Source organism: Allobosea sp., assembly GCF_035999205.1.
Lineage (GTDB): Bacteria > Pseudomonadota > Alphaproteobacteria > Rhizobiales > Beijerinckiaceae > Allobosea.
Genome location: NZ_DASYHA010000010.1, coordinates 25,978 through 44,828, shown reverse-complemented (window position 1 = coordinate 44,828; position 18,851 = coordinate 25,978). Strand labels below are relative to the sequence as shown.

The following is an 18,851-nucleotide window of genomic DNA, read 5'->3' as shown; positions in this document are numbered from 1 at the left end:
CGATCACTTGCGAAAAATTCAGGCGTGATGGGACGCCAGATGCGAGAGCGGCATCTTGGTTTCGACCTCCGAGCCATCGGCCCGGCGCAGCCGCACGATCACCTCCACCGAGGAGATCATCATGCCCTCCGGAGCCTCCGGCAGCCCTGCGACCTGGATCGTGGAACCCGGAATGTCGACGACGGTCTCGTCATCCTCGTTGTAGAAGTGGTGATGCTCGGAAACGTTGGTGTCGAAGAACGTCTTCGGGCCCGAGACCGAGACCTGGCGCAGCAGGCCGGCTTCGGAGAACTGGCGCAGCGTGTTGTAGACGGTCGCAAGCGAGAGCGGCTCGCGGGCGCGCAGCGCCTCCTCATAAAGCATTTCGGCGCTGACATGGCGGTCGCCCTTGGCGAAGAGCAGCCAGCCCAGCGCCATGCGCTGCCGCGTCGGCCGCAGGCCGGCGGTGCGCAGACGCGCCTTCACGGCGCTGATCGGGCAGGAGGCAGGGCTCTTCTGCGGCCACGGAATATGATCCGCGGCAACTCGCTGATGGTCCTGATCCTTCAGGGACGAAACGCTCATAGACAACGCCTTCCGCAATGCCGGGATAGCCGGCCCGTAGTTTAGAAATCATCTAAACTACTGATATTGCTGTTATATTTGTCGCAATGGCGTCTCAATGTCAATCTTCGCGGGTGCGGCATCCGGTCATCCGGCTGTGCATGGAGCGCACGAAGCCGTGATGGCTGCAGGCCGGCCGCTCAGTGCCCTCCCCCGGCGCCCGGCGCCGCCGCTGGCGGCTTGCGCATGAACAGCGCCAGCAGAACCAGGCTCGCGAAGATCATGGTGAGCGCCAGGAACACGTCGCCGAAGGCCATGATCAGCGCCTGCTTGTGGGCGCGCTGGTTGAGCAGCGCGAGCGCCATCTGCTCGGCCGCCTCGCCATAGTCGAGGAAGCGCTGCATCATCTGCGCCAGCGCCTCTTCCGCGACCTGCCGGCCGGCGGCGACGCTCTCGTGCAGCCGCGTGATGTGCAGGTCGGTGCGGCTGTTCAGCATGGTGTTGATCACCGCCAGCCCGACCGCCCCGCCCAGATTGCGCGTCAGGTTGTAGAGCCCGGACGCATTCTTGAGCTGCGCCGGCGGCAGCGTGCCGAGCGCGAGGTTGTTGATCGGCACCATGCACAGCATCAGCGAGACGCCGCGCAGGATCTGCGGGATCAGCAATTCGTGGAAGTCCCAGTCCGCCGTGATTCCCGTGGCGATGTAGGTCCCGAGCGCAAAGCCCGCGAAGCCGATCATCATCTGCACGCGCGGGTCGATCTTCTGCGAGAGCCGGCCGGCGATCGGCGCCGTCAGGAACATGCACAGGCCAGTGACGAACATGGTCTCGCCGATCTGCAGCGCGTCATAGCCGCGGATGCGCCCGAGATAGACCGGATAGAGATAGGTCAGCCCGTAGAGCCCGATGCCCATGCAGAAGGAGAACAGCGAGCCGAAGGCGAAGTTGCGGTTCTTGAAGGCGTAGAGATCGACCAGCGGATCGTCCCGCGTCAGAGCCCGCCAGAAGAACAGCACCGCACCGGCCAGCATGACGCCGGTGAAGAACACGATCTCGTGGCTCTCGAACCAGTCGAGCCGCGTCCCCTCCTCCAGCACATACTCGAGGCTGCCGAGGAAGCCGGCCATGCCGAGCAGGCCGAGCCAGTCGAAGCGCTTCAGCAGGCCGGGCTGCGGCTTGTCGAAATCGATCAGCGTCCAGGCCGCGATCGTGACGCAGATGCCGGGCACGACATTGACCAGAAACAGCCAGTGCCAGGAGAAGGCATGGCTGAGATAGCCGCCGACGGTCGGCCCGATTGTCGGCGCGAGCGTCGCCACCAGCCCGATCAGCGGCGAGACGATCGGGCGCTTCGAGGCCGGAAAGATCGTGAAGGCGGCCGCGAAGACGCCGGGAATCATGCCACCGCCGATGAAGCCCTGCACAGCGCGCCACAGGATCATCTCGTTGATCGAGGACGACATCGCGCAGAGCACGCTGGAGATGGTGAAGCCGGCGGCGGCGATGCTGAAGAAGACCCGCGTCGACAGCGCCCGGCTGAGATAGCCCGACAGCGGAATCATGATCACTTCCGCGATCAGATAGGCCGTCTGCACCCAGGCGATCTCGTCCGACGAGGCCGACAGCCCCGCCTGGATCTCGGCCAGCGAGGCCGAGACGATCTGGATGTCGAGGATCGCCATGAACATGCCGAAGACCATCGCCACGAAGGCGAAGATCCGGCGCATCGGGATGGCGTCGTCTGCCGGCGGCGCGCCGCTCGGGCTGGTCAGGGTCGCGGTGGCCATGCCGGCCTCCCCATACGAGCCCTCATCCTGATGAGGCCCGCAAGGGCCGTCTCGAAGGATGCTCCAGCTTCGACCGGAGCCTCCTGGACCATCCTTCGAGACGCCACGTTCCGCGGCTGCTCAGGCTAAGGGTTGAGAAATCTGCGATTAAGTTCAGCGCCGGGCTTCTGGGCGCGGATCGATCTTCACCACCACGGACATGCCCGGTCGCAGGACGTGCTTGGCGGTTGCCTCCGGCGCCAGCGCGATTCGCACCGGCACGCGCTGGACGATCTTGGTGAAGTTGCCGGTCGCATTGTCCGGCGGCAGCAAGGTGAAGACCGAGCCGGTTCCGCCGGCAATGCCGCTGACCTTGCCCTCGAAGACCTCGCCCGGCAGCGCATCGACGGTGATCGTGGCGCGGTCGCCGATCTTCAGGGGGCCGACCTGCGTCTCCTTGAAGTTCGCATCGACATAGACCTGGTCGAGCGGGACGATCGACATCAGTCGCTTGCCGGCGCTGACGAGGTCGCCGAGCTGGACATTGGTGTTGGCGACGAGCCCGCTGATCGGTGCATTGACCTTGGTGAAGCTCAGGTCGCGCTCCGCCTTCTGCTCGGCCAGCTTGAGCTCGTCGGCCTGGCGCGCCGCCTCGACGCGCTGTGCCTTCAGCACCTCGACATTGGCCTTGGCCGCTGCGACGCCGGCCTGCGCACTGCCGAGCGAGGCCTTGGCCTGATCGCGTGCAGCGGTTGCCGCATCCAGCGTTGCCTGCGAGCCATAGGCCTTGGCCGCGAGGCTGTTGGCGCGCTCGAAATCCGCGGCCGTGCGCGTCACGCCGGCCTGCGCCGAATTCTCCTGCGCCTGCGCCTGCTCGAGGCTGGCGCGGCCGGCCTCGATCTGGCTGTCGATCCGGGCGAGCGTCGCCGCCGCCGTCGCGCTCTTGGCGCGGGCGCTCTCCAGCGCGATCCGCCAGTCGCCGTCATCGAGCGCGACGAGCGGCTGGCCGACCTTGACCTCCTGGTTCTGGACAACGGAGACCGAGGCGATGTTCGCGGCGAGCTTGGCCGAGATCGTCGCCATCTCCGCCCCGACATAGGCGTCGTCGGTCGAGACGATGAAACGGCCGTTGAACCACCAGTTGCCACCGAACCAGAGGCCGGCGCCAATCGCGGCCGTCCCGAGCAGCATCAACCCGGCGCGGCGCAGCGCCTTGCCCTTCGGCGGAGCCGCAGGGGTCACGGCCTCCTTCGGCGCATTCGCGATCTCGCGCCGCGCCTCGGCGGGCGCAGGTGCGGCTTCACCGACGGGATCGACCAGTTGCAGCCGGTCGCGACGCTGGCGGGTGCTTGTCTCGGCAGACATGGCTTCGTCCTGAACAAAACAATTCGAACCAGTCAGTTCGATTGCGCTTGAAATAGCGTGGCGCTTCACGCATATCAAGTCATATCGAACCGATTGGTTCGATTCTTTTTTCAAGCAGGCCTTCGCGCTGCCGGACGGGGACAATGAACGAGACTGCTGAGCCGATCGTTAAGGCCACCGCGCGCAATCGCCGTGTCGCGGGCATGGATCCCGAGAAGCGCCGCCAGATTCTCGACGGCGCTCAGGCCGTATTCGCGGCTCAGGGCTTCGACGCCGCGAGCATGAGCGAGATCGCGGCCGTCGCCGGCGTCTCCAAGGGCACGCTCTACGTCTATTTCGCCGACAAGGAGCACCTCTTTGTCGCCTTGATCGAACGCGAGCGCGAGACCCAGAAGGCCGCGGTCTTCGACGCGCTGAACGACGACCCCGATGTCGTCCGCGCCCTCACCCGCTTCGGCGAAGGGCTTGCCCATCTTCTGACCCGCGACTTCGTGGTCAGCGCCCATCGCATCGTCATCGGCGTGGCCGAGCGGATGCCCGATCTCGGCCGGGACTTCTACGAGAGCGGCCCCAAGCTGGGCGGCTATCGCCTGGCGCAGTTCCTGGCCGGCAAGGCCGAGCAGGGGCTGCTGTCGCTGGACGACGCCTATCTCGCCGCCGTTCAGTTCATCGACCTCTGCCAGTCGACCCTGCTGCGGCCACGCCTGTTCAATGCCATGCGCGAGCCCCCGTCGGACGATGAGATCCACCGCGTCGTCGCCTCCGCCGTCGCGATGTTCATGGCACGCTACGGCGCGCCGAGACGCTGACCTGCTGCCTCAGCCGCGCAGCTTCGCGGTGACCCGTTCCCGATGCGCGGTATAGAGGCCGGACCCTGCGATGATGACGGCGCCGACGAGCGTCCAGAAGTCCGGCAGGACAGCGAAGACGACCAGGCCGAGCAGTGAGGCCCAGAGCAGCTGGATATAGGAGAACGGCGCCAGCAGCGAAGCGTCGGCATGGCGATAGGCCAGCACGATCAGCCAGTGCCCCACCGTCGACGAAACGCCGACGAATACGCCCATCAGCAGGATCAGCGGCGTCACCGGCCCCCACAGGAACGGCACCACGAAGCTCGTCAGGCCGAAACCGATCAGGGCCGAATAGGTCAGCGTCGTCAGCGGGCTTTCGGTCCGGCTCATCATCCGCGTCATGATCATCGCGAAGGCCCACGCCAGGGCCGAGGCCACGGCGAGCAGCGATGCGATCTGGAAACCCGCACCACCCGGACGCACCACGATCAAAACCCCGACGAAGCCGACCAGGGTCGCCGTCCAGCGCCGCCAGCCGATCTTCTCGCCGAGGATCGGGATCGACAGGGCCGTCACGAACAGCGGCGCGACGAAGCCCGTCGCCGTCGCATCGGCCAGCGGCATGTGCTTGAGCGCCATGATGAAGAGCACCGACGAGGTCAGCACGCCGACACCGCGCAGGAACTGCAGCATCGGCCGCTGCGTCCGCAGCCGCTCGAGGCCGCCACGGCGCCAGACGATCGCGAGCATGATCACCGAGAAGGTGCCGTAGCGAATCCAGGTCACCTGCAGCGGCGGGATCTGAAGCGTCAGCAGCTTCGAGACCATGTCCGCCGAAGTCAGGAAGATGCTGGCCAGCAGCACCAGCCCGATGCCGCGAAACGGCGCATCGCGACGCAATGGCGGCGTTGCCTCGCCCTTGGGCAGCGGAGGCGGTTCGGGATGCGGGGCGTTTGGCAATTCAAGGTCACGTCGGATGGGACCGTGACCTTAGTCGATCCGCCCCGAATTGGTTGCGCAAAGAACGAACGCCCCGCATGCAGCAACGCGCCTGTCCCAACGGAAGGATCGCCCGGCTCAGCAAACGAAAAAGGCGGGCCGCAGCCCGCCTTCATCAAACAGCACCGGAGAGCTGGCCTCAGGCCGCCTTTTGCCGCGGCTGGATCAGCTTGCGGTTGACCAGCACCTCGGCGATCTGCACCGCGTTGAGTGCCGCGCCCTTGCGCAGGTTGTCGGAGACGCACCAGAAGGCGAGGCCGTTCTCGACCGTATTGTCCTCGCGGATGCGCGAGATGTAGGTCGCATCCTCACCGGCCGCCTCGTGCGGGGTGATGTAGCCACCGGGCTCGTGCTTGTCGACGACGAGGATGCCGGGCGCCGAGCGCAGCACCTCGCGCGCCTCGTCGGCCGTGACCGGCTTCTCGCACTCGATGTTGACGCTCTCGGAATGGCCGATGAAGACCGGCACGCGCACGCAGGTCGCAGTCAGCTTGATCTTCGGGTCGAGGATCTTCTTGGTCTCGACCATCATCTTCCACTCTTCCTTGGTGAAGCCGTCCTCCATGAAGACGTCGATATGCGGAATGAGGTTGAAGGAGATGCGCTTCGGGAACTTCTTGGTCTCGACCTCGCCGGCCGAGAACACGGCGCGGGTCTGGTTGAAGAGCTCGTCCATGCCCTCCTTTCCGGCGCCCGAGACCGACTGATAGGTCGAGACGACGACGCGCTTGACACCGTACTTGTCATGCAGCGGCTTCAGCGCCACGACGAGCTGCGCAGTCGAGCAGTTCGGGTTGGCGATGATGTTCATCTTGGTGAAGCCGGCAGCGGCGGCCGCGTTCACCTCCGGCACGATCAGCGGCACGTCGGGATGGGTTCGCCAGGCAGAGGAGTTGTCGATCACGACGGCGCCCTGCTTGCCGATCTTAGGCGACCATTCCTTCGAGATCTCGCCGCCGGCCGACATCAGGCAGATATCGGTGTCGGAGAAGTCGAAATGCTCGAGCGACTTGCACTTCAGCGTCTTGTCGCCGAACGAGACCTCCGTCCCGATCGAACGCGAGGATGCGAGCGCGACCACCTCGCTGACCGGGAAGGCCCGCTCGGCCAGGATGTCCAGCATTTCGCGGCCCACATTGCCCGTGGCGCCGACGATCGCGACCTTGAAGCTCATGATCTTGTTCCTTTTGGATAAGCCGGTTTGGTCTCCCCCTGGGCGCCGGTCGCCTTTTAGAAGGCGGGTCCGGCATCATGCCCCCGCCGGGGGGGAGGGGCCCGGAACCGAGGCGAAGTTCAGCGCGGCGTGCCGGTGGTCCCGGTCGCCGTTTTGGTCGTGCGTTTCGTCGTGAGACGGACAGTCACAGGGCCAATCCCGAAAGGCTGATGCTTCGCGGTGCCATCCAGGGCGCTCGCCCCGCATGCCACGAGGATGTGAGAACACCGAAGGCGATAAAAAGTCAATGTGGCCCTGTCCGCGACGGCCTGCCCCGCGCCAGCTTCGACCTGCGTTAACCGTGCCCGTTGACCGGCTGTTCACGCTGCGCCGCGAATCCCGGCGGCCGGTAACCACGCGCTGACCAGCCCGCATCACCCTCGACGCGGGTGAGGACGACCGCGCCGCTGGGGAGCGGCGCGGCATGACGGGTTCGGGGTTCGTGTCGAGTCATATCGCATCGCATCTGCTCGGCCGCTTCAGGTCGGCCTGGCCATTCATCGCGGATGCCCGGCCGTGGCCGGGCGGCGCGTCGCTGGACCGGCTCCGGGCGCGGCTGGCGAACGTCGATGTCGCCGCCGCCCTGATCCGCTTCGCCGACCGCATCGAGATCGGTTTCGGCTACATCCGGAGCAATCTCGCCCGCCTGCGCCATCTGCCTCGCCTGCTGCGCGTTCCTGATCTCGGGCTCGGCGGCGGGCTACTCTGGCGAAGCCTCGCCGCCGCGACGGGCATCGGGCTGACCGCTGCGCTGGTCACCGCGCTGGCCCCGGAGCGTGAGCCCACCATCGCCAGCCTCGCTGTGCAGCCTGCGCAGGACATCCGGCCCGTCCGGAACGTCCGGCAGGAGCCTCGCCCAAGCCTGGGCGGCCGGGAAAACTGGATCCCCATCACCAAGCCGATCCCGATGTTCGGGCTGGAATCGCCCGAGCTGGAGCGCGCTTCCGCAACCCTCGAGGCGCGGCGCAGCCAGGACGGCTCGCAGCGCGAGGACGTGCTGGGCTTCGGCAGCTTCGCCGAACCCAAGGCTCATCTGCTGCTGCGCCTGAGCGTGGAGCATGATCGCACCGAACTCAGCCAGCCTTTCGTCGTCGCGCTGGTGCGCGAGGCCGCTATGCGCGCCATGTCGGTACAGCGCAGCGGCCTGGCGAACGCGATCCAGACCCGCTTCGGCCCGGTCGAGACCGCGGACGCGACGCTGAGCGACGGCGACCTCAGCCGGTCGTGCATCGCCTTCCGGATGGACGCCGGAGCCATGCCGCTGTCGATGAGCGGCTGGTGGTGCGGCGGCGAGGGCAAGCCCGCCGACCGGCAGCAGCTCGTCTGCCTGATCGATCGCATCGACCTGCTCAATGCCGGCGACGACCGCGCCCTGCGCTCCGCCTTCGCCCGCACCGAGCTAAACCGCCAGCCGGCCTGCGCCCCGTCGCGCCTCGCTGCGTCGGGCCGCAAGGCTTCCTGGCTCGACGCCGACGGCGCGACGCCCGCATTGCGGACGAAGAGCGCGGCGAACGTGTCGACGAAGCCACAACCGAAGCGTTGATGGCGGCGCTATGCTGAAGAGACGCTCACAAATTCGTTAACTACGGTAGGATAGGCTTCATCGTGAAGTTTTCATCCTTACGTCAAGCGGGTCGCCGCTGCTCCGGAGATGTCGTCGCCATGCGTTCGCTCAAGCAACTCGCCGCCGTGTTCGCGGTCTCGATCGCGGCATCGACCGTCCTTGTCACCATCGCGGAAGCACAGAGCCGCCGCGGGCCGCTGCGCGTCACCGTCCAGAAGCGCAGCTACCTTGACGCCGGCAACGTCGTCCCGGTCGGCTCGATGAACCGCTACGCCACCCAGCAGTTCATCGCCGCCCCGACCTATGCCAATGTCGGCGGCTGGTATGGCGAGGAGGCCCTCCCCGGCCGCATCGGCGCGGGCGTGAATCCGTTCGCCAACACCTTCTCGACGCCGCGCTTCTGAACCTGACGCCATGACGATCGCGGCGGCGCCGTTTCCGCCGCTGCATCGGTTGGGCCTGGTAGATCGCCGCTACGACGGCTGACCTGCGCGGGTCGCCTGCGGCAGCAGACGTGCGGCTCGCGCGACGTGATCGTCCATGTGGCTCCTTGCCGCCAGTACGAGCCAGCTGCGGGCGAAGGCATCGGCTAGTTCGCTTTGCCCCAGCGCCTGGCTGTTCTCGGTCTGATTGGCCAGGATCTCGACCTCCATCGCGACGTATTTGTCGGCATGGCGAATACATCGCCTGCGGGCCTCGGAAAGCCATTCGGCAGCACGGGATCGTTCCCCTTCGCCGATGAAGGACAGCGCCAGCACGCGCGCCGCGGCGCCTTCCCAACAGGAATCGCCGAGTTGGCAACTGAGGGCGAAGGCCTCCTCCAGGGCTGGCCGGACGGAAGCGGGTCGATGCGCCTGACGCAGCCGGGCCTCGCCGAGCAATGCGACAGGCCAGGGCCGAAATGCGAGCCAGTGCTCGTCATCAACTAGCCCGATGCAGTCGGCGAGCCAGGTTTCGGCCTCATCGAGCCGTCCGACACACAGCAACCCGCGGGCGCCGATGCCGAGCGCGAAGACCTCACGCCTGCAATTGCCGGCACGACGCGCCTGGTCGAGCGCAAGTGCGATCTGCTCCAGCCCCTCGGCTGGCCGCCCCCAGTCGATCAGGTTCATGCCCGCGACGGCATGGATACCGGCAAGGCTCTCACCTCCCCCGGCCAGCGCCTGCGCCTGAGTGAGGCAATCGGCGGCGGCCGGCCGCCGACCCGCCTTGGTCTCGATGAAGCCCAGCTCACGCAGCGCTGTCGCCGCCATGTCGCCATAGCCGCGCGCCCGGGCGATCTCGGCTGACTGGCGCAGGAGCACAGCCCCCTCCACGGCATGGCCGCGAACGGCATGGACCAGCGCCGTGCCGAGCTCAAGCAGCGCCCTGGCTTCGAGATGGGGATCGCCCAGCGCGGTAGCGTCCTGCGCCGCCCGTCGCAGGCAATCCAGCCCCGCATCGCTCGCGCCGGCGGACAGGGCGGCCAGCCCGGAGGCGATCAGCGACCCGACAAAAGCCGTGCGGGAGATTCCCACCGGAGGCGATGACATCGTGGGGCGCGCCGCACTGCGCAAAGCCGAGGAAGGACGCTCGCCGAGTTCGTCATGAAACAGCGCTTCGGTCACCGCGACATGGCGCTGCGCCGCGTCATGCCGACCGGCCATCGCGAGAGCCTTGACCAGCAGAACATGCGCTCCCTCGTCGAAGGGAGCGCGCTGCACGCCGAGTTCAGCCAGACGTATTGCCTTCTCGAATTCCGCCATGGCGAGCGCCCGGAGCGCTTCCTGCCGGATGCGCGACTCGACCAGGCTCGATAGGCGCGAGCGCTCGACCAGAAGCCAGGTCGCGAATTCGGGACCGGCTTGCGGCTCCAGGCCATCCAGCAGCTGTCCTGCCTGCTCGATGTCGAAGTCATCGCCGTCGAACCTCGTGAGGTCGACATCGCAGTCGGGGGGCAGAACGATGCTCAACGGGTCGCCGCGCAAGTGCAGGCGCCGCCCCAGCGCTCGGCGCAGCATGGCGAGACACCCGCGCAGCGAGCCGAGCGGGTCCTCAGCCTCCGGGAACAGCTCCGCCGCCAGCACCCGCCTCTCGATCGGCCCCCGCGCCAGCAGCAGCCGCGCCAGCAGCGCCCAGACCTTTTGGCCGCGCATGGCGACGGGTTGCCCCGTGGCATCGAGAATGGCCGGCCTGCCCAGCAATCTGATCGTCACGCCCATGGCTGGCCTCACGATTCAGGATTGGCGGTTCCCTCGAAGCGATGACCGCCAAGTCGACTGGCTCAACGTGTCAGCGAACGTGTCACGGCGTCGTGCGACCGACGTTGCGAGGAACACGCCCGGTGACAGCAGAGCACGGTCCAATCCTCGAACGGCACGTATCGCCGATCAAGCCAATCGAAAGGACGCCGGCATGTCGACCTTCGTTCCCGAACGGCCAACATCATGGAGCACCCGGTTGAGTGCGACGGCGCAGAGCGCCGAAGCACAGGCGCTACGCGTCGCCCGCACCCTGCGGATGAGGGCGATGAGGGCGTGGAACCTGCTTCAGGGGCTCGAAGCCGCCCTCGAGCGCCGTCGCGAGCGCAGGCAATTGCGCGGCGCCGACGACGCCATGCTCAAGGACATCGGCCTCCCGCAATGCGGCGTCGAATGGGCACTGCGCCATGGCCGCGAAATCGGTGACGACGCACAGCGCCGCGCCGGCCCGAACCCGCGCCCCTGAGGTTAGGGCAGAGCCTTGAGATAGCGCACCGGTCGGCCGGGCGACGCGGCATTCGCGGCATGGACGATCGCGTTCGCGTCGATGCCGAAATGCCGGTAGAGATCGGCGACCGTGCCGGTCTGGCCGAAATGCTCGACGCCGAGCGCCTTCTGCCTGTGGCCGTGGACGCTGCCAAGCCAGGCCAGCGTCGCCGGATGACCGTCCAGCACCGAGACGATGCCGCAATCGCGTGACAGGTCGCCGAGCAGCCGCTCGACATGGCTGGTCGCGCGATGGTTGCCGCGCTGGCGCGCGCGCTCGGCCGCCTGCCATCCGGCATTGAGCCGGTCGGCCGAGGTGATCGCGAGCAGGCCGACATCGCGCCGGTCCTCGCCCAGCAGCCCGACCGCCTTGATCGCCTCGGACGCGACCGCACCCGTGTAAGCGATCACCACCGAAGCGTTCGGCCCGGGCTTCCGCAGCCAGTAGGCGCCGTCGATGATGTCGCTTTCCAGCTCGGGCGTCATTGCGCGCTGCGGCTGCTCGAGCTGCAGCGTCGACAGGCGCAGATAGACAGAGCCGCCGGTCTCGTCGCGCAGCCAAGTGCGCTCGTCGGGATCACCCTCGCCATCCTTCTGCAGGTATTCGAAGGACCAGCGCATCATCACCGACAGCTCGTCGACGAAGGCGGGCTCGAAGGCGCACAAACCATCCTGGCTCATCCCGATCAGCGGCGTCGCGATCGACTGGTGCGCCCCGCCTTCGGGCGCGAGCGTCACGCCTGACGGCGTCGCCACCACCATGAAGCGAGCGTCCTGGTAGCAGGCATAGTTCAGTGCATCGAGACCGCGGGAGATGAAGGGATCGTAGAGCGTTCCGATCGGGATCAGCCGCTCGCCGAAGATCGAATGCGACAGGCCCAGCGCCGAGAGATTGATGAACAGGTTCATCTCGGCGATGCCGAGCTCGACATGCTGGCCCTTGGGCGAGAACTCCCACTTCTGCATCGAGGGGATGCGCTCGTCCTTGAAGGTGTCGGCCATCGACGCCTTGGCGAACAGGCCACGCCGGTTCACCCAGGGCCCGAGATTGGTCGAGACCGTAACGTCGGGCGCCGTCGTGACGATGCGGTCGGCGAGCGGCCCGCCCGCCTTGGCGATCTCGTCGAGGATCTTGCCGAAGCCCATTTGCGTCGACATCACCGGCTGGATGCCGGCCTCCAGCTTCGCCGGGACCGGCAGCGCGGGAGCGCTGTAGCGACGGCGCCCTTCGGCGAAGAACGGCACCTTGTCGAGGAAGGCCCGAATCTCGCTCTCGGGCAGCGAAAGCCCCTCGAACAGGTCCCACTCATGCCCGGGGCGGACAGCGTTGGCGGCCTTGAAGCCCTCCATCTGCTCCTTGGTCATCAGCCCGGCGTGGTTGTCCTTGTGCCCGGCGAGCGGCAGGCCGAAGCCCTTGACGGTGTAGGCGAGGAAGCAGACCGGCCGATCGTGGTCGATCGCCTCGAAGGCTTCGAGGATCGAGGGCAGGTCGTGCCCGCCGAGATTGCACATCAGCTTCGAGAGTTCCGCATCGGAGCGGCTTTCGATCAGCTTCGTCACCGGGCCCTGGTCGCCGAGATCGTCCATCAGGCGCTTGCGCCAGGCAGCGCCGCCCTGGAAGGTCAGCGCCGAATAGAGCTGGTTCGGGCAGGAATCGATCCAGGCCTTCAGCCGCTCGCCGCCCTTCTCCCGGAAAGCCGCCTGCTGCAGCCGGCCATATTTCAGCGTCACGACATCCCAGCCGAAATTGCGGAACATCGTCTCGAAGCGGTCGTAGAGCCCTTCCCGGATGACGGCGTCGAGCGACTGGCGGTTGTAGTCGATCACCCACCAGGTGTTGCGCAGACCGTGCTTCCAGCCTTCCATCAGGGCCTCGAAGATATTGCCCTCGTCGAGTTCGGCATCACCGATCAGCGAGATCATGCGGCCTTCGGGCCGATCCGTGCCCCAGCCATGGCCGCGCAGGTAATCCTGCGTCAGCGACGAGAACAAAGTCTGCGCGACGCCGAGGCCGACCGAACCGGTCGAGAAATCGACGTCGTCGATGTCCTTGGTGCGCGAGGGATAGCTCTGCGCGCCCTTGTAGCCGCGGAAGTTCTCGAGCTTCTCGCGCGTCTGCAGCCCCATCAGATAGTTGATCGCGTGGAAGATCGGCGAGGCATGCGGCTTCACCGCGACACGGTCCTGCGGGCGCAAGGCCGCCATGTAGAGCGCCGTCATGATCGTCGCCAGCGAGGCCGAGGAGGCCTGGTGCCCGCCTACCTTCATGCCATCGGCGCTGTCGCGCAGGTGGTTGGCGTTGTGGATCGTCCATGACGCCAGCCAGAGGATCTTCTTTTCCAGCTCGGCCAGGACCGGGAGGCGGGAATCGGCGGACAGGCGCGGATCGGACATGGTCGACACTCCAGCAAGGCGCCGATCATGCACGAAATCGCCAAGCGCTGTGAACCGCAATCGCCCCGGAAACGACGGATGCGTTGGAGCTTTCTGCCAAAGGCCCGGCCATCTTAGTGGAAACTGCCAGAGCGGCGTTGGCGCCGCGGGTTCGCCGACTCGGCCCGGGTGTACACCCGCCGCACGAACTTGCATTGGTCTGTCGCAATCGTCAGGTTGAATCCCGATGCGGAGTACCGCAGCGGCACGGCGGATCAGGAGAAGTATTGGATGGACGCGTTGTCGGGTTTCAGTCTCTTCGTCATCGTGCTCGTCCTGCTCGTCGTCATCACCATCGCCTTCCTGGTGAAGACCGTGCCTCAGGGTTACAACTACACGGTGGAGCGCTTCGGCCGGTATTCGCGCACGCTCAGCGCCGGCCTCAACCTGATCGTGCCCTATATCGACCGCATCGGGCACAAGGTGAACGTCATGGAGCAGGTGCTCGACATTCCCTCGCAGGAAGCGATCACCAAGGACAATGCCGGCGTGCGAATCGACGCCGCGGCCTTCTTCCAGGTGCTGGACGCCGCCAAGGCCTGCTACGAGGTCTCCTCGCTCAACGACGCGCTGATGGTCCTGACCATGACCAATATCCGCACCGTCGTCGGCTCGATGGATCTCGACCAGCTCTTGTCGCATCGCGACGAGATCAATGAGCGTCTGCTGCGCGTCATGGACGCCGCCGCCTCGCCCTGGGGCGTCAAGGTCACGCGCATCGAGATCCGGGACATCCTGCCGCCGGCCGACATTGCCGGCGCGATGAACCGCCAGATGAAGGCTGAGCGCGACCGGCGTGCCGCGATCCTCGAGGCCGAAGGCCTGCGCCAGGCCGAGATCCTCAAGGCCGAGGGCCAGAAGCAGGCGCAGATTCTTGCCGCCGAAGGCCGCAAGGAAGCGGCGCTGCGCGACGCGGAAGCCCGCGAGCGGCTGGCGCAGGCGGAGGCAAACGCCACCACCATGGTCTCCGAGGCGATCGGCAAGGGCGACATCCAGGCCGCGAACTTCCTGATCGCCGAGCGCTACACCGATGCGCTGAAATCGATCGCTGGCGCCCATAACAGCAAGGTTGTCATCGTGCCGATCGAGGCCGCTGCTCTCGCCGGTACGGTCGGCGGCATCGCGCAGCTTACCCGCGCTGTGTTCGGCGATGACGCGGCCGAGACCAGGCGTAGCGGTTCCGTGCCGCCGGCCGGGCGCGGCGCCTGAGGAGAAGATCATGCTGTCGTCGATGCTGTGGCTGGGCGCCTGGGGCTGGGTCATTCTCGGCCTGATCCTGATCGGCGGCGAGGTGTTCGCGCCCGGCGTATTCCTGATCTGGCTCGGGCTCGCGGCGCTGCTGACCGGCGCGGTCGTCGGCATCACCGGAATCGGCTGGCAGGCGGCGGCGCTCGTCTTCGCCGGCTTCAGCCTCGTCAGCGTGGTCGTCGGACGCCTGCTGACGCGCCGAAAGGGCGAGGAGCCCGATGCCGCCACCGGCCTCAACGACCGCGGCCGCCAGCTCATCGGCAAGGTCTTCCGGCTGGAGACGACCATGACCGGCGGCGAGGGCCGCATCCGCGTCGGCGATTCGTCCTGGCGCGTCATCGGCCCGGAACTCCTGGCGGGAAGCGAAGTCCGCGTGATCCGTGTCGAGGGCGCGACGCTCGTGGTCGAGAAAAACTAGCCCGCGGTCCACGCGCGCGGCGCTCATGCGAAGAATCGGTTTCTCAGGCGCGACGCGGGGTCTATAGCGAACGCCTCCGCCGCCAGACCGAACATTGCGATGACCACTCAAAGCGAACGCCTGTCCCTGTCCAAGGACCGCATCAAGGTCCTGCTTCTGGAAGGCATCAACGATTCCGCCGCCGAGCTGCTGCTGAACGCGGGCTACACCAACATGACGCGCCTGCCGAAGGCGCTCGACCGCGACGCCCTGCTCAAGGCGATCGAGGGCGTGCATGTGCTCGGCATCCGCTCGCGCACGCAGCTGACCGAAGAGGTCTTCGCCCATGCCGACCGCCTTTTCGCGGTCGGCTGCTTCTCGGTCGGCACCAACCAGGTCGACCTGCAGGCGGCGCGCAGCCGTGGCGTCCCGGTCTTCAATGCGCCCTTCTCGAACACCCGCAGCGTCGCGGAGCTGACCATCGGTGAGATCGTCATGCTGCTGCGCCGGATTCCGGACCGCTCGCGCGCGGCCCATGGCGGCGGCTGGGACAAGTCCGCCGATGGCTCCTTCGAGGTGCGCGGCAAGGTGCTGGGCATCGTAGGCTACGGCAATATCGGCAGTCAGCTCTCGACGCTGGCCGAGGCAATGGGCATGCGGGTGATCTATTTCGATCAGACCGACCGCCTGCGTCACGGCAACACCGAACCGGTCGACAGCCTCAACGAATTGCTCGGCTCGGCCGACATCGTCTCGCTGCACGTGCCGGAGACGCCGCAGACCCACGGCATGATCGGTGCCGAGCAGATCGCGGCGATGAACCCGGGCAGCTACCTGATCAACAACTCGCGCGGAACCGTCGTCGATCTCGACGCGCTGGCGGCCGCGCTGAAGAGCGGCCATCTGGCGGGCGCTGCGGTCGATGTCTTCCCGGTCGAGCCGGCCTCCAACGCCGATCGCTTCGTCTCGCCGCTGCAAGGGCTGCCGAACGTCATCCTAACTCCCCATGTCGGCGGCTCGACGGAGGAAGCGCAGGAGCGCATCGGCGCGGAGGTCGCACGCAAGCTGGTCGATTACTCTGATGTCGGTTCGACGGTCGGCGCGGTCAACTTCCCGCAGGTCCAGCTCGCGGCCCGCGCCGTGGGCACGCGCTTCATCCATGTCCAGCGCAACGTGCCGGGCATGCTGCGGCGGCTGAACGACGTCTTCGCCAGCCGCAACGTGAATATCGCCGCGCAGAACTACCAAACGGATGGCGAGGTCGGCTACGTCGTCATGGAGGCGGAAAGCATCGGCGCCGACGCCCGCGACATCCTGCGGGAGATCCGCGCCCTCGACGGTACCATCAGGGCGCGCCTGCTTTATCAGCGCTCCTGACGGGCGTCAGTGGCGCCTGCGGCTTGCGCCCGGCTTGGTCGGCTCCTGCGCCGCCACCGGGTCGCTAGCCGGGAAGGTGTCTTCCAGCGCCTTGTCGAGCTCGGCATCCTTGCCCTGCTTGCGACTGGCCTGTCGTTGTTCGCGCTGTTCCTTGCGTAGGCTTTCCTTGGCCGGATTGGTGCTGGTCATGGCAATCCTTTCGTGAACGCCGCGGCCCGGCTCGCGGGCCCTGTGGAATCAACGCGTCAGGTGTCAACGCGTTCCGCTAGCGGCGGCGCGGCCAGGAGATCCGCGCAGCGAGGCCCCCGCCCTCCCGCTCCGCCAGGGTCAGCTCGCCGCGATGCGCTTCGGCGATGGCGCGCACGATCGCGAGCCCGAGCCCGAAACCGCTGCCCTGCTTCAGTGTCCGCGCCAGATCGCTGCGATAGAACGGCTCGAACACCTTTTCCCGTTCATCCGGCGCGATGCCCGGCCCATCGTCCTCGACGATGACGGCAATCGTGTCGGGATCGCCATCGTCGAGACGGACCACGACCTTACCGCCGAACTTGATGGCGTTATCGACGAGATTGGTGACGGCGCGCGTCATCTGGTCGGAATCGCACAGCGCCGAGGCCCGCATCGGTCCTTCGAACACAACGATGTGGCCGAGATCGGCGAAATCGTCGCAGATCGTCTGGAGCAGCGCCGGGATATCGGTCGCCGCCATGCTGCCCGAGGCGCGCCCCTCGCGCAGATAGGACAGCGCGCCCCCGACCATGCGCTCCATCAAGGCGAGATCGGCGACGATGGCGCGGCGCTGCTTCCCGTCGCTGATTTCGTCAGCCCGCAGCCGCAGCCGCGTGATCGGCGTGCGCAGGTCATGGCTGACGGCGGCTAGCATCCGCGTCCGGTCGTCGACAAGCCGCCTGATGCGCGCCGCCATTTCGCCAAATGCCCGCGCGAGCCGCTTGACTTCGGTCGGCCCCTGTTCGGCAGCGATGAGATCGTCGCGGTCGGGGTCGAAGCGGTCCACCGCCTCGGCCAGGCGCGACAGTGGCGATGCCACGGCACGCGCCGCCCAGAGCGAGAGCAGCCCGACGAGGCAGGCCAGCAGCGCGAGCATCACCACGAGATAGCCGATGAAGGCGGAGGCACGGGGCGGTCGCATCATCGGATCGGGAGACATCACCAGCCCCGTCCCGTCGCCGAAGCGCAGGCCAAACGGTGGCGGGCCGCGCTGCTCGCCGGGCTTATCGAGGACCAGCACCTCCACAGCGCCGCCGAGCATCTCGGTGACGCTCTCGACGATCTGTTCGTCAGGCGGCGGCAGCCTGCGGGCCGTCGCCCTGGCGTCGGCGGGCAGAAGCGCCAGCTTCGGATGCGTCGCCAGCGCCGCCTCGATGATCGCGGCCTTGGCTTCCCATGTCGGCGCGGCCACGACCATCTGGCCGATCGAGACGAGTTGCGTCACATAGGGCATGTTCGGAACGCGCTTGAGTTCTGGCGGCAGCGCCACCACCAGCGTCACGATCGTCACCAGATTGGCGAGCACCAGCGAGCCGATTGCGATGACCGTGATCTGTGCCGCGGCCCTTGCCGGCAGGAGGCGCAGCAGGAGCCGCCTCATCAGCCCGGATTCCCCGGCGAGAGCTCGATCTCGGGCGAGAACATGTAGCCGCCGGAACGGATCGTCTGGATCAGCTCGGGCTCGCGCGGATTGCGCTCCATCTTCTGACGAAGCCGGCTCACCAGCACGTCGATCGAGCGCTCGAACGGCGCTGCGGCGCGGCCTTGCGTCAGGTCGAGCAACTGGTCGCGCGAGAGCACCCGGCGCGGCCGCTCGCAAAAGGCCAACAACAGGTCGATTTCCGCGCCGGTCAGCACGACGCGCTCGCCCTGCGGATTGAAGAGCCGCCGCACGGCCTTGTCGAGCCGCCAGCCGGAGAAGGACAACACCGAGCTTTCCCCGACATCGGGCGCCGGCGTGCCTCCGGCCCGCCGCAGCACGGCGCGGATCCGCGCGAGCAGTTCGCGCGGATTGAAGGGCTTCACCAGATAATCGTCCGCGCCCATCTCGAGGCCGAGAATGCGGTCGATCTCCTCGGCCTTGGCGGTGAGCATGATGATCGGGATCGAGCCGTTGCTGCGCAACCTGCGGCACAGGCTGAGGCCATCCTCGCCCGGCAGCATCAGGTCGAGCACGATCAAGTCGAAGCGCCCGTCCTGCAGCGCGACGTCCATCTCGCGTCCGTTCGCGACGGCTTTGATGCGGAAATCATTGTTGCGCAGGAAGCGCGACACCAGCGTCGCGATCTCGCGGTCGTCCTCGACAATGAGGATATGCGGGGTTCGGGTCATGGATCGGCTCTAACTTCCGCGCACGGCGAGGTCGTGGCCGGAATTGTTTCCAATCGTTTCCGACGCCGGAGATGGAAAAGCAAGGATAC

At 66.9% G+C, this 18,851-nt stretch carries 17 protein-coding genes; 7 read left to right on the top strand and 10 right to left on the bottom strand.

The window, feature by feature from the left end:
• Positions 1-18: 18 nt before the first annotated feature.
• The 3 genes from irrA to VGN82_RS02215 form a co-directional block, all read right to left on the bottom strand.
• The gene (irrA, locus tag VGN82_RS02225) at positions 19-564 is read right to left on the bottom strand and encodes an iron response transcriptional regulator IrrA (protein ID WP_414644180.1); all 546 of its coding nucleotides are present in this window, start codon (positions 562-564) and stop codon (positions 19-21) included.
• A gap of 179 nt (positions 565-743) precedes the next feature.
• The gene (locus VGN82_RS02220; protein WP_414644179.1) at positions 744-2,330 is read right to left on the bottom strand and encodes a DHA2 family efflux MFS transporter permease subunit; all 1,587 of its coding nucleotides are present in this window, start codon (positions 2,328-2,330) and stop codon (positions 744-746) included.
• A gap of 153 nt (positions 2,331-2,483) precedes the next feature.
• Positions 2,484-3,674 carry an HlyD family secretion protein gene (locus VGN82_RS02215; protein ID WP_327525352.1) on the bottom strand — a complete coding sequence of 397 codons (1,191 nt, stop codon included), beginning with the start codon at positions 3,672-3,674 and terminating at the stop codon, positions 2,484-2,486.
• 143 nt (positions 3,675-3,817) lie between these two features.
• On the opposite strand from VGN82_RS02215, the gene VGN82_RS02210 reads away from it, so the two are divergent.
• The gene (locus VGN82_RS02210) at positions 3,818-4,483 is read left to right on the top strand and encodes a TetR/AcrR family transcriptional regulator (RefSeq protein ID WP_327525351.1); all 666 of its coding nucleotides are present in this window, start codon (positions 3,818-3,820) and stop codon (positions 4,481-4,483) included.
• 9 nt (positions 4,484-4,492) lie between these two features.
• On the opposite strand, the gene VGN82_RS02205 is transcribed toward VGN82_RS02210, so the two are convergent.
• Together VGN82_RS02205 and VGN82_RS02200 are read right to left on the bottom strand one after the other, a co-directional pair.
• Positions 4,493-5,365 carry a DMT family transporter gene (locus VGN82_RS02205; RefSeq protein WP_327525350.1) on the bottom strand — a complete coding sequence of 291 codons (873 nt, stop codon included), beginning with the start codon at positions 5,363-5,365 and terminating at the stop codon, positions 4,493-4,495.
• A 238-nt stretch (positions 5,366-5,603) separates the two neighbouring features.
• Positions 5,604-6,638, bottom strand: coding sequence for an aspartate-semialdehyde dehydrogenase (locus tag VGN82_RS02200; protein WP_327525349.1), 1,035 nt, complete (start codon positions 6,636-6,638; stop codon positions 5,604-5,606).
• 463 nt (positions 6,639-7,101) lie between these two features.
• Between VGN82_RS02200 and VGN82_RS02195 the strand changes: the two genes are divergently transcribed.
• Together VGN82_RS02195 and VGN82_RS02190 are read left to right on the top strand one after the other, a co-directional pair.
• Positions 7,102-8,220, top strand: coding sequence for a hypothetical protein (locus tag VGN82_RS02195; protein ID WP_327525348.1), 1,119 nt, complete (start codon positions 7,102-7,104; stop codon positions 8,218-8,220).
• Positions 8,221-8,339: 119 nt separating this feature from the next.
• The gene (locus VGN82_RS02190; RefSeq protein ID WP_327525347.1) at positions 8,340-8,645 is read left to right on the top strand and encodes a hypothetical protein; all 306 of its coding nucleotides are present in this window, start codon (positions 8,340-8,342) and stop codon (positions 8,643-8,645) included.
• A 69-nt stretch (positions 8,646-8,714) separates the two neighbouring features.
• On the opposite strand, the gene VGN82_RS02185 is transcribed toward VGN82_RS02190, so the two are convergent.
• A complete protein-coding gene (locus tag VGN82_RS02185; protein ID WP_327525346.1) occupies positions 8,715-10,442 on the bottom strand; it encodes an AfsR/SARP family transcriptional regulator in 1,728 nt (575 codons plus the stop codon).
• A gap of 193 nt (positions 10,443-10,635) precedes the next feature.
• On the opposite strand from VGN82_RS02185, the gene VGN82_RS02180 reads away from it, so the two are divergent.
• Positions 10,636-10,947, top strand: a complete 312-nt coding sequence (locus VGN82_RS02180; protein WP_327525345.1) for a hypothetical protein — start codon at positions 10,636-10,638, stop codon at positions 10,945-10,947.
• A 2-nt stretch (positions 10,948-10,949) separates the two neighbouring features.
• Here the strand turns inward: VGN82_RS02180 and VGN82_RS02175 are convergent, their stop codons facing one another.
• Positions 10,950-13,361, bottom strand: coding sequence for a transketolase-like TK C-terminal-containing protein (locus VGN82_RS02175; protein WP_327525344.1), 2,412 nt, complete (start codon positions 13,359-13,361; stop codon positions 10,950-10,952).
• A 270-nt stretch (positions 13,362-13,631) separates the two neighbouring features.
• Between VGN82_RS02175 and VGN82_RS02170 the strand changes: the two genes are divergently transcribed.
• The 3 genes from VGN82_RS02170 (at position 13,632) to serA (ending at position 16,422) form a co-directional block, all read left to right on the top strand.
• Entirely contained in the window at positions 13,632-14,609 is a 978-nt protein-coding gene (locus VGN82_RS02170; RefSeq protein ID WP_327525343.1) for an SPFH domain-containing protein, read from the top strand.
• 10 nt (positions 14,610-14,619) lie between these two features.
• Positions 14,620-15,066 (top strand): NfeD family protein, encoded by a 447-nt coding sequence (locus VGN82_RS02165; protein ID WP_327525342.1) that lies wholly within the window; start codon positions 14,620-14,622, stop codon positions 15,064-15,066.
• A gap of 99 nt (positions 15,067-15,165) precedes the next feature.
• A complete protein-coding gene (serA, locus tag VGN82_RS02160) occupies positions 15,166-16,422 on the top strand; it encodes a phosphoglycerate dehydrogenase (protein ID WP_327525341.1) in 1,257 nt (418 codons plus the stop codon).
• A gap of 6 nt (positions 16,423-16,428) precedes the next feature.
• Here the strand turns inward: serA and VGN82_RS02155 are convergent, their stop codons facing one another.
• From VGN82_RS02155 to VGN82_RS02145, 3 genes are all read right to left on the bottom strand, one after another.
• On the bottom strand, positions 16,429-16,611 hold the full coding sequence (locus tag VGN82_RS02155) for a hypothetical protein (RefSeq protein WP_327525340.1): 183 nt from the start codon (positions 16,609-16,611) through the stop codon (positions 16,429-16,431).
• Between the two features lie 76 nt (positions 16,612-16,687).
• Positions 16,688-18,031 (bottom strand): ATP-binding protein, encoded by a 1,344-nt coding sequence (locus VGN82_RS02150; protein ID WP_327525339.1) that lies wholly within the window; start codon positions 18,029-18,031, stop codon positions 16,688-16,690.
• On the bottom strand, positions 18,031-18,762 hold the full coding sequence (locus VGN82_RS02145; protein WP_327525338.1) for a response regulator: 732 nt from the start codon (positions 18,760-18,762) through the stop codon (positions 18,031-18,033). The genes VGN82_RS02150 and VGN82_RS02145 overlap by 1 nt, the downstream gene beginning before the upstream one ends.
• Between the last annotated feature and the right edge of the window lie 89 nt (positions 18,763-18,851).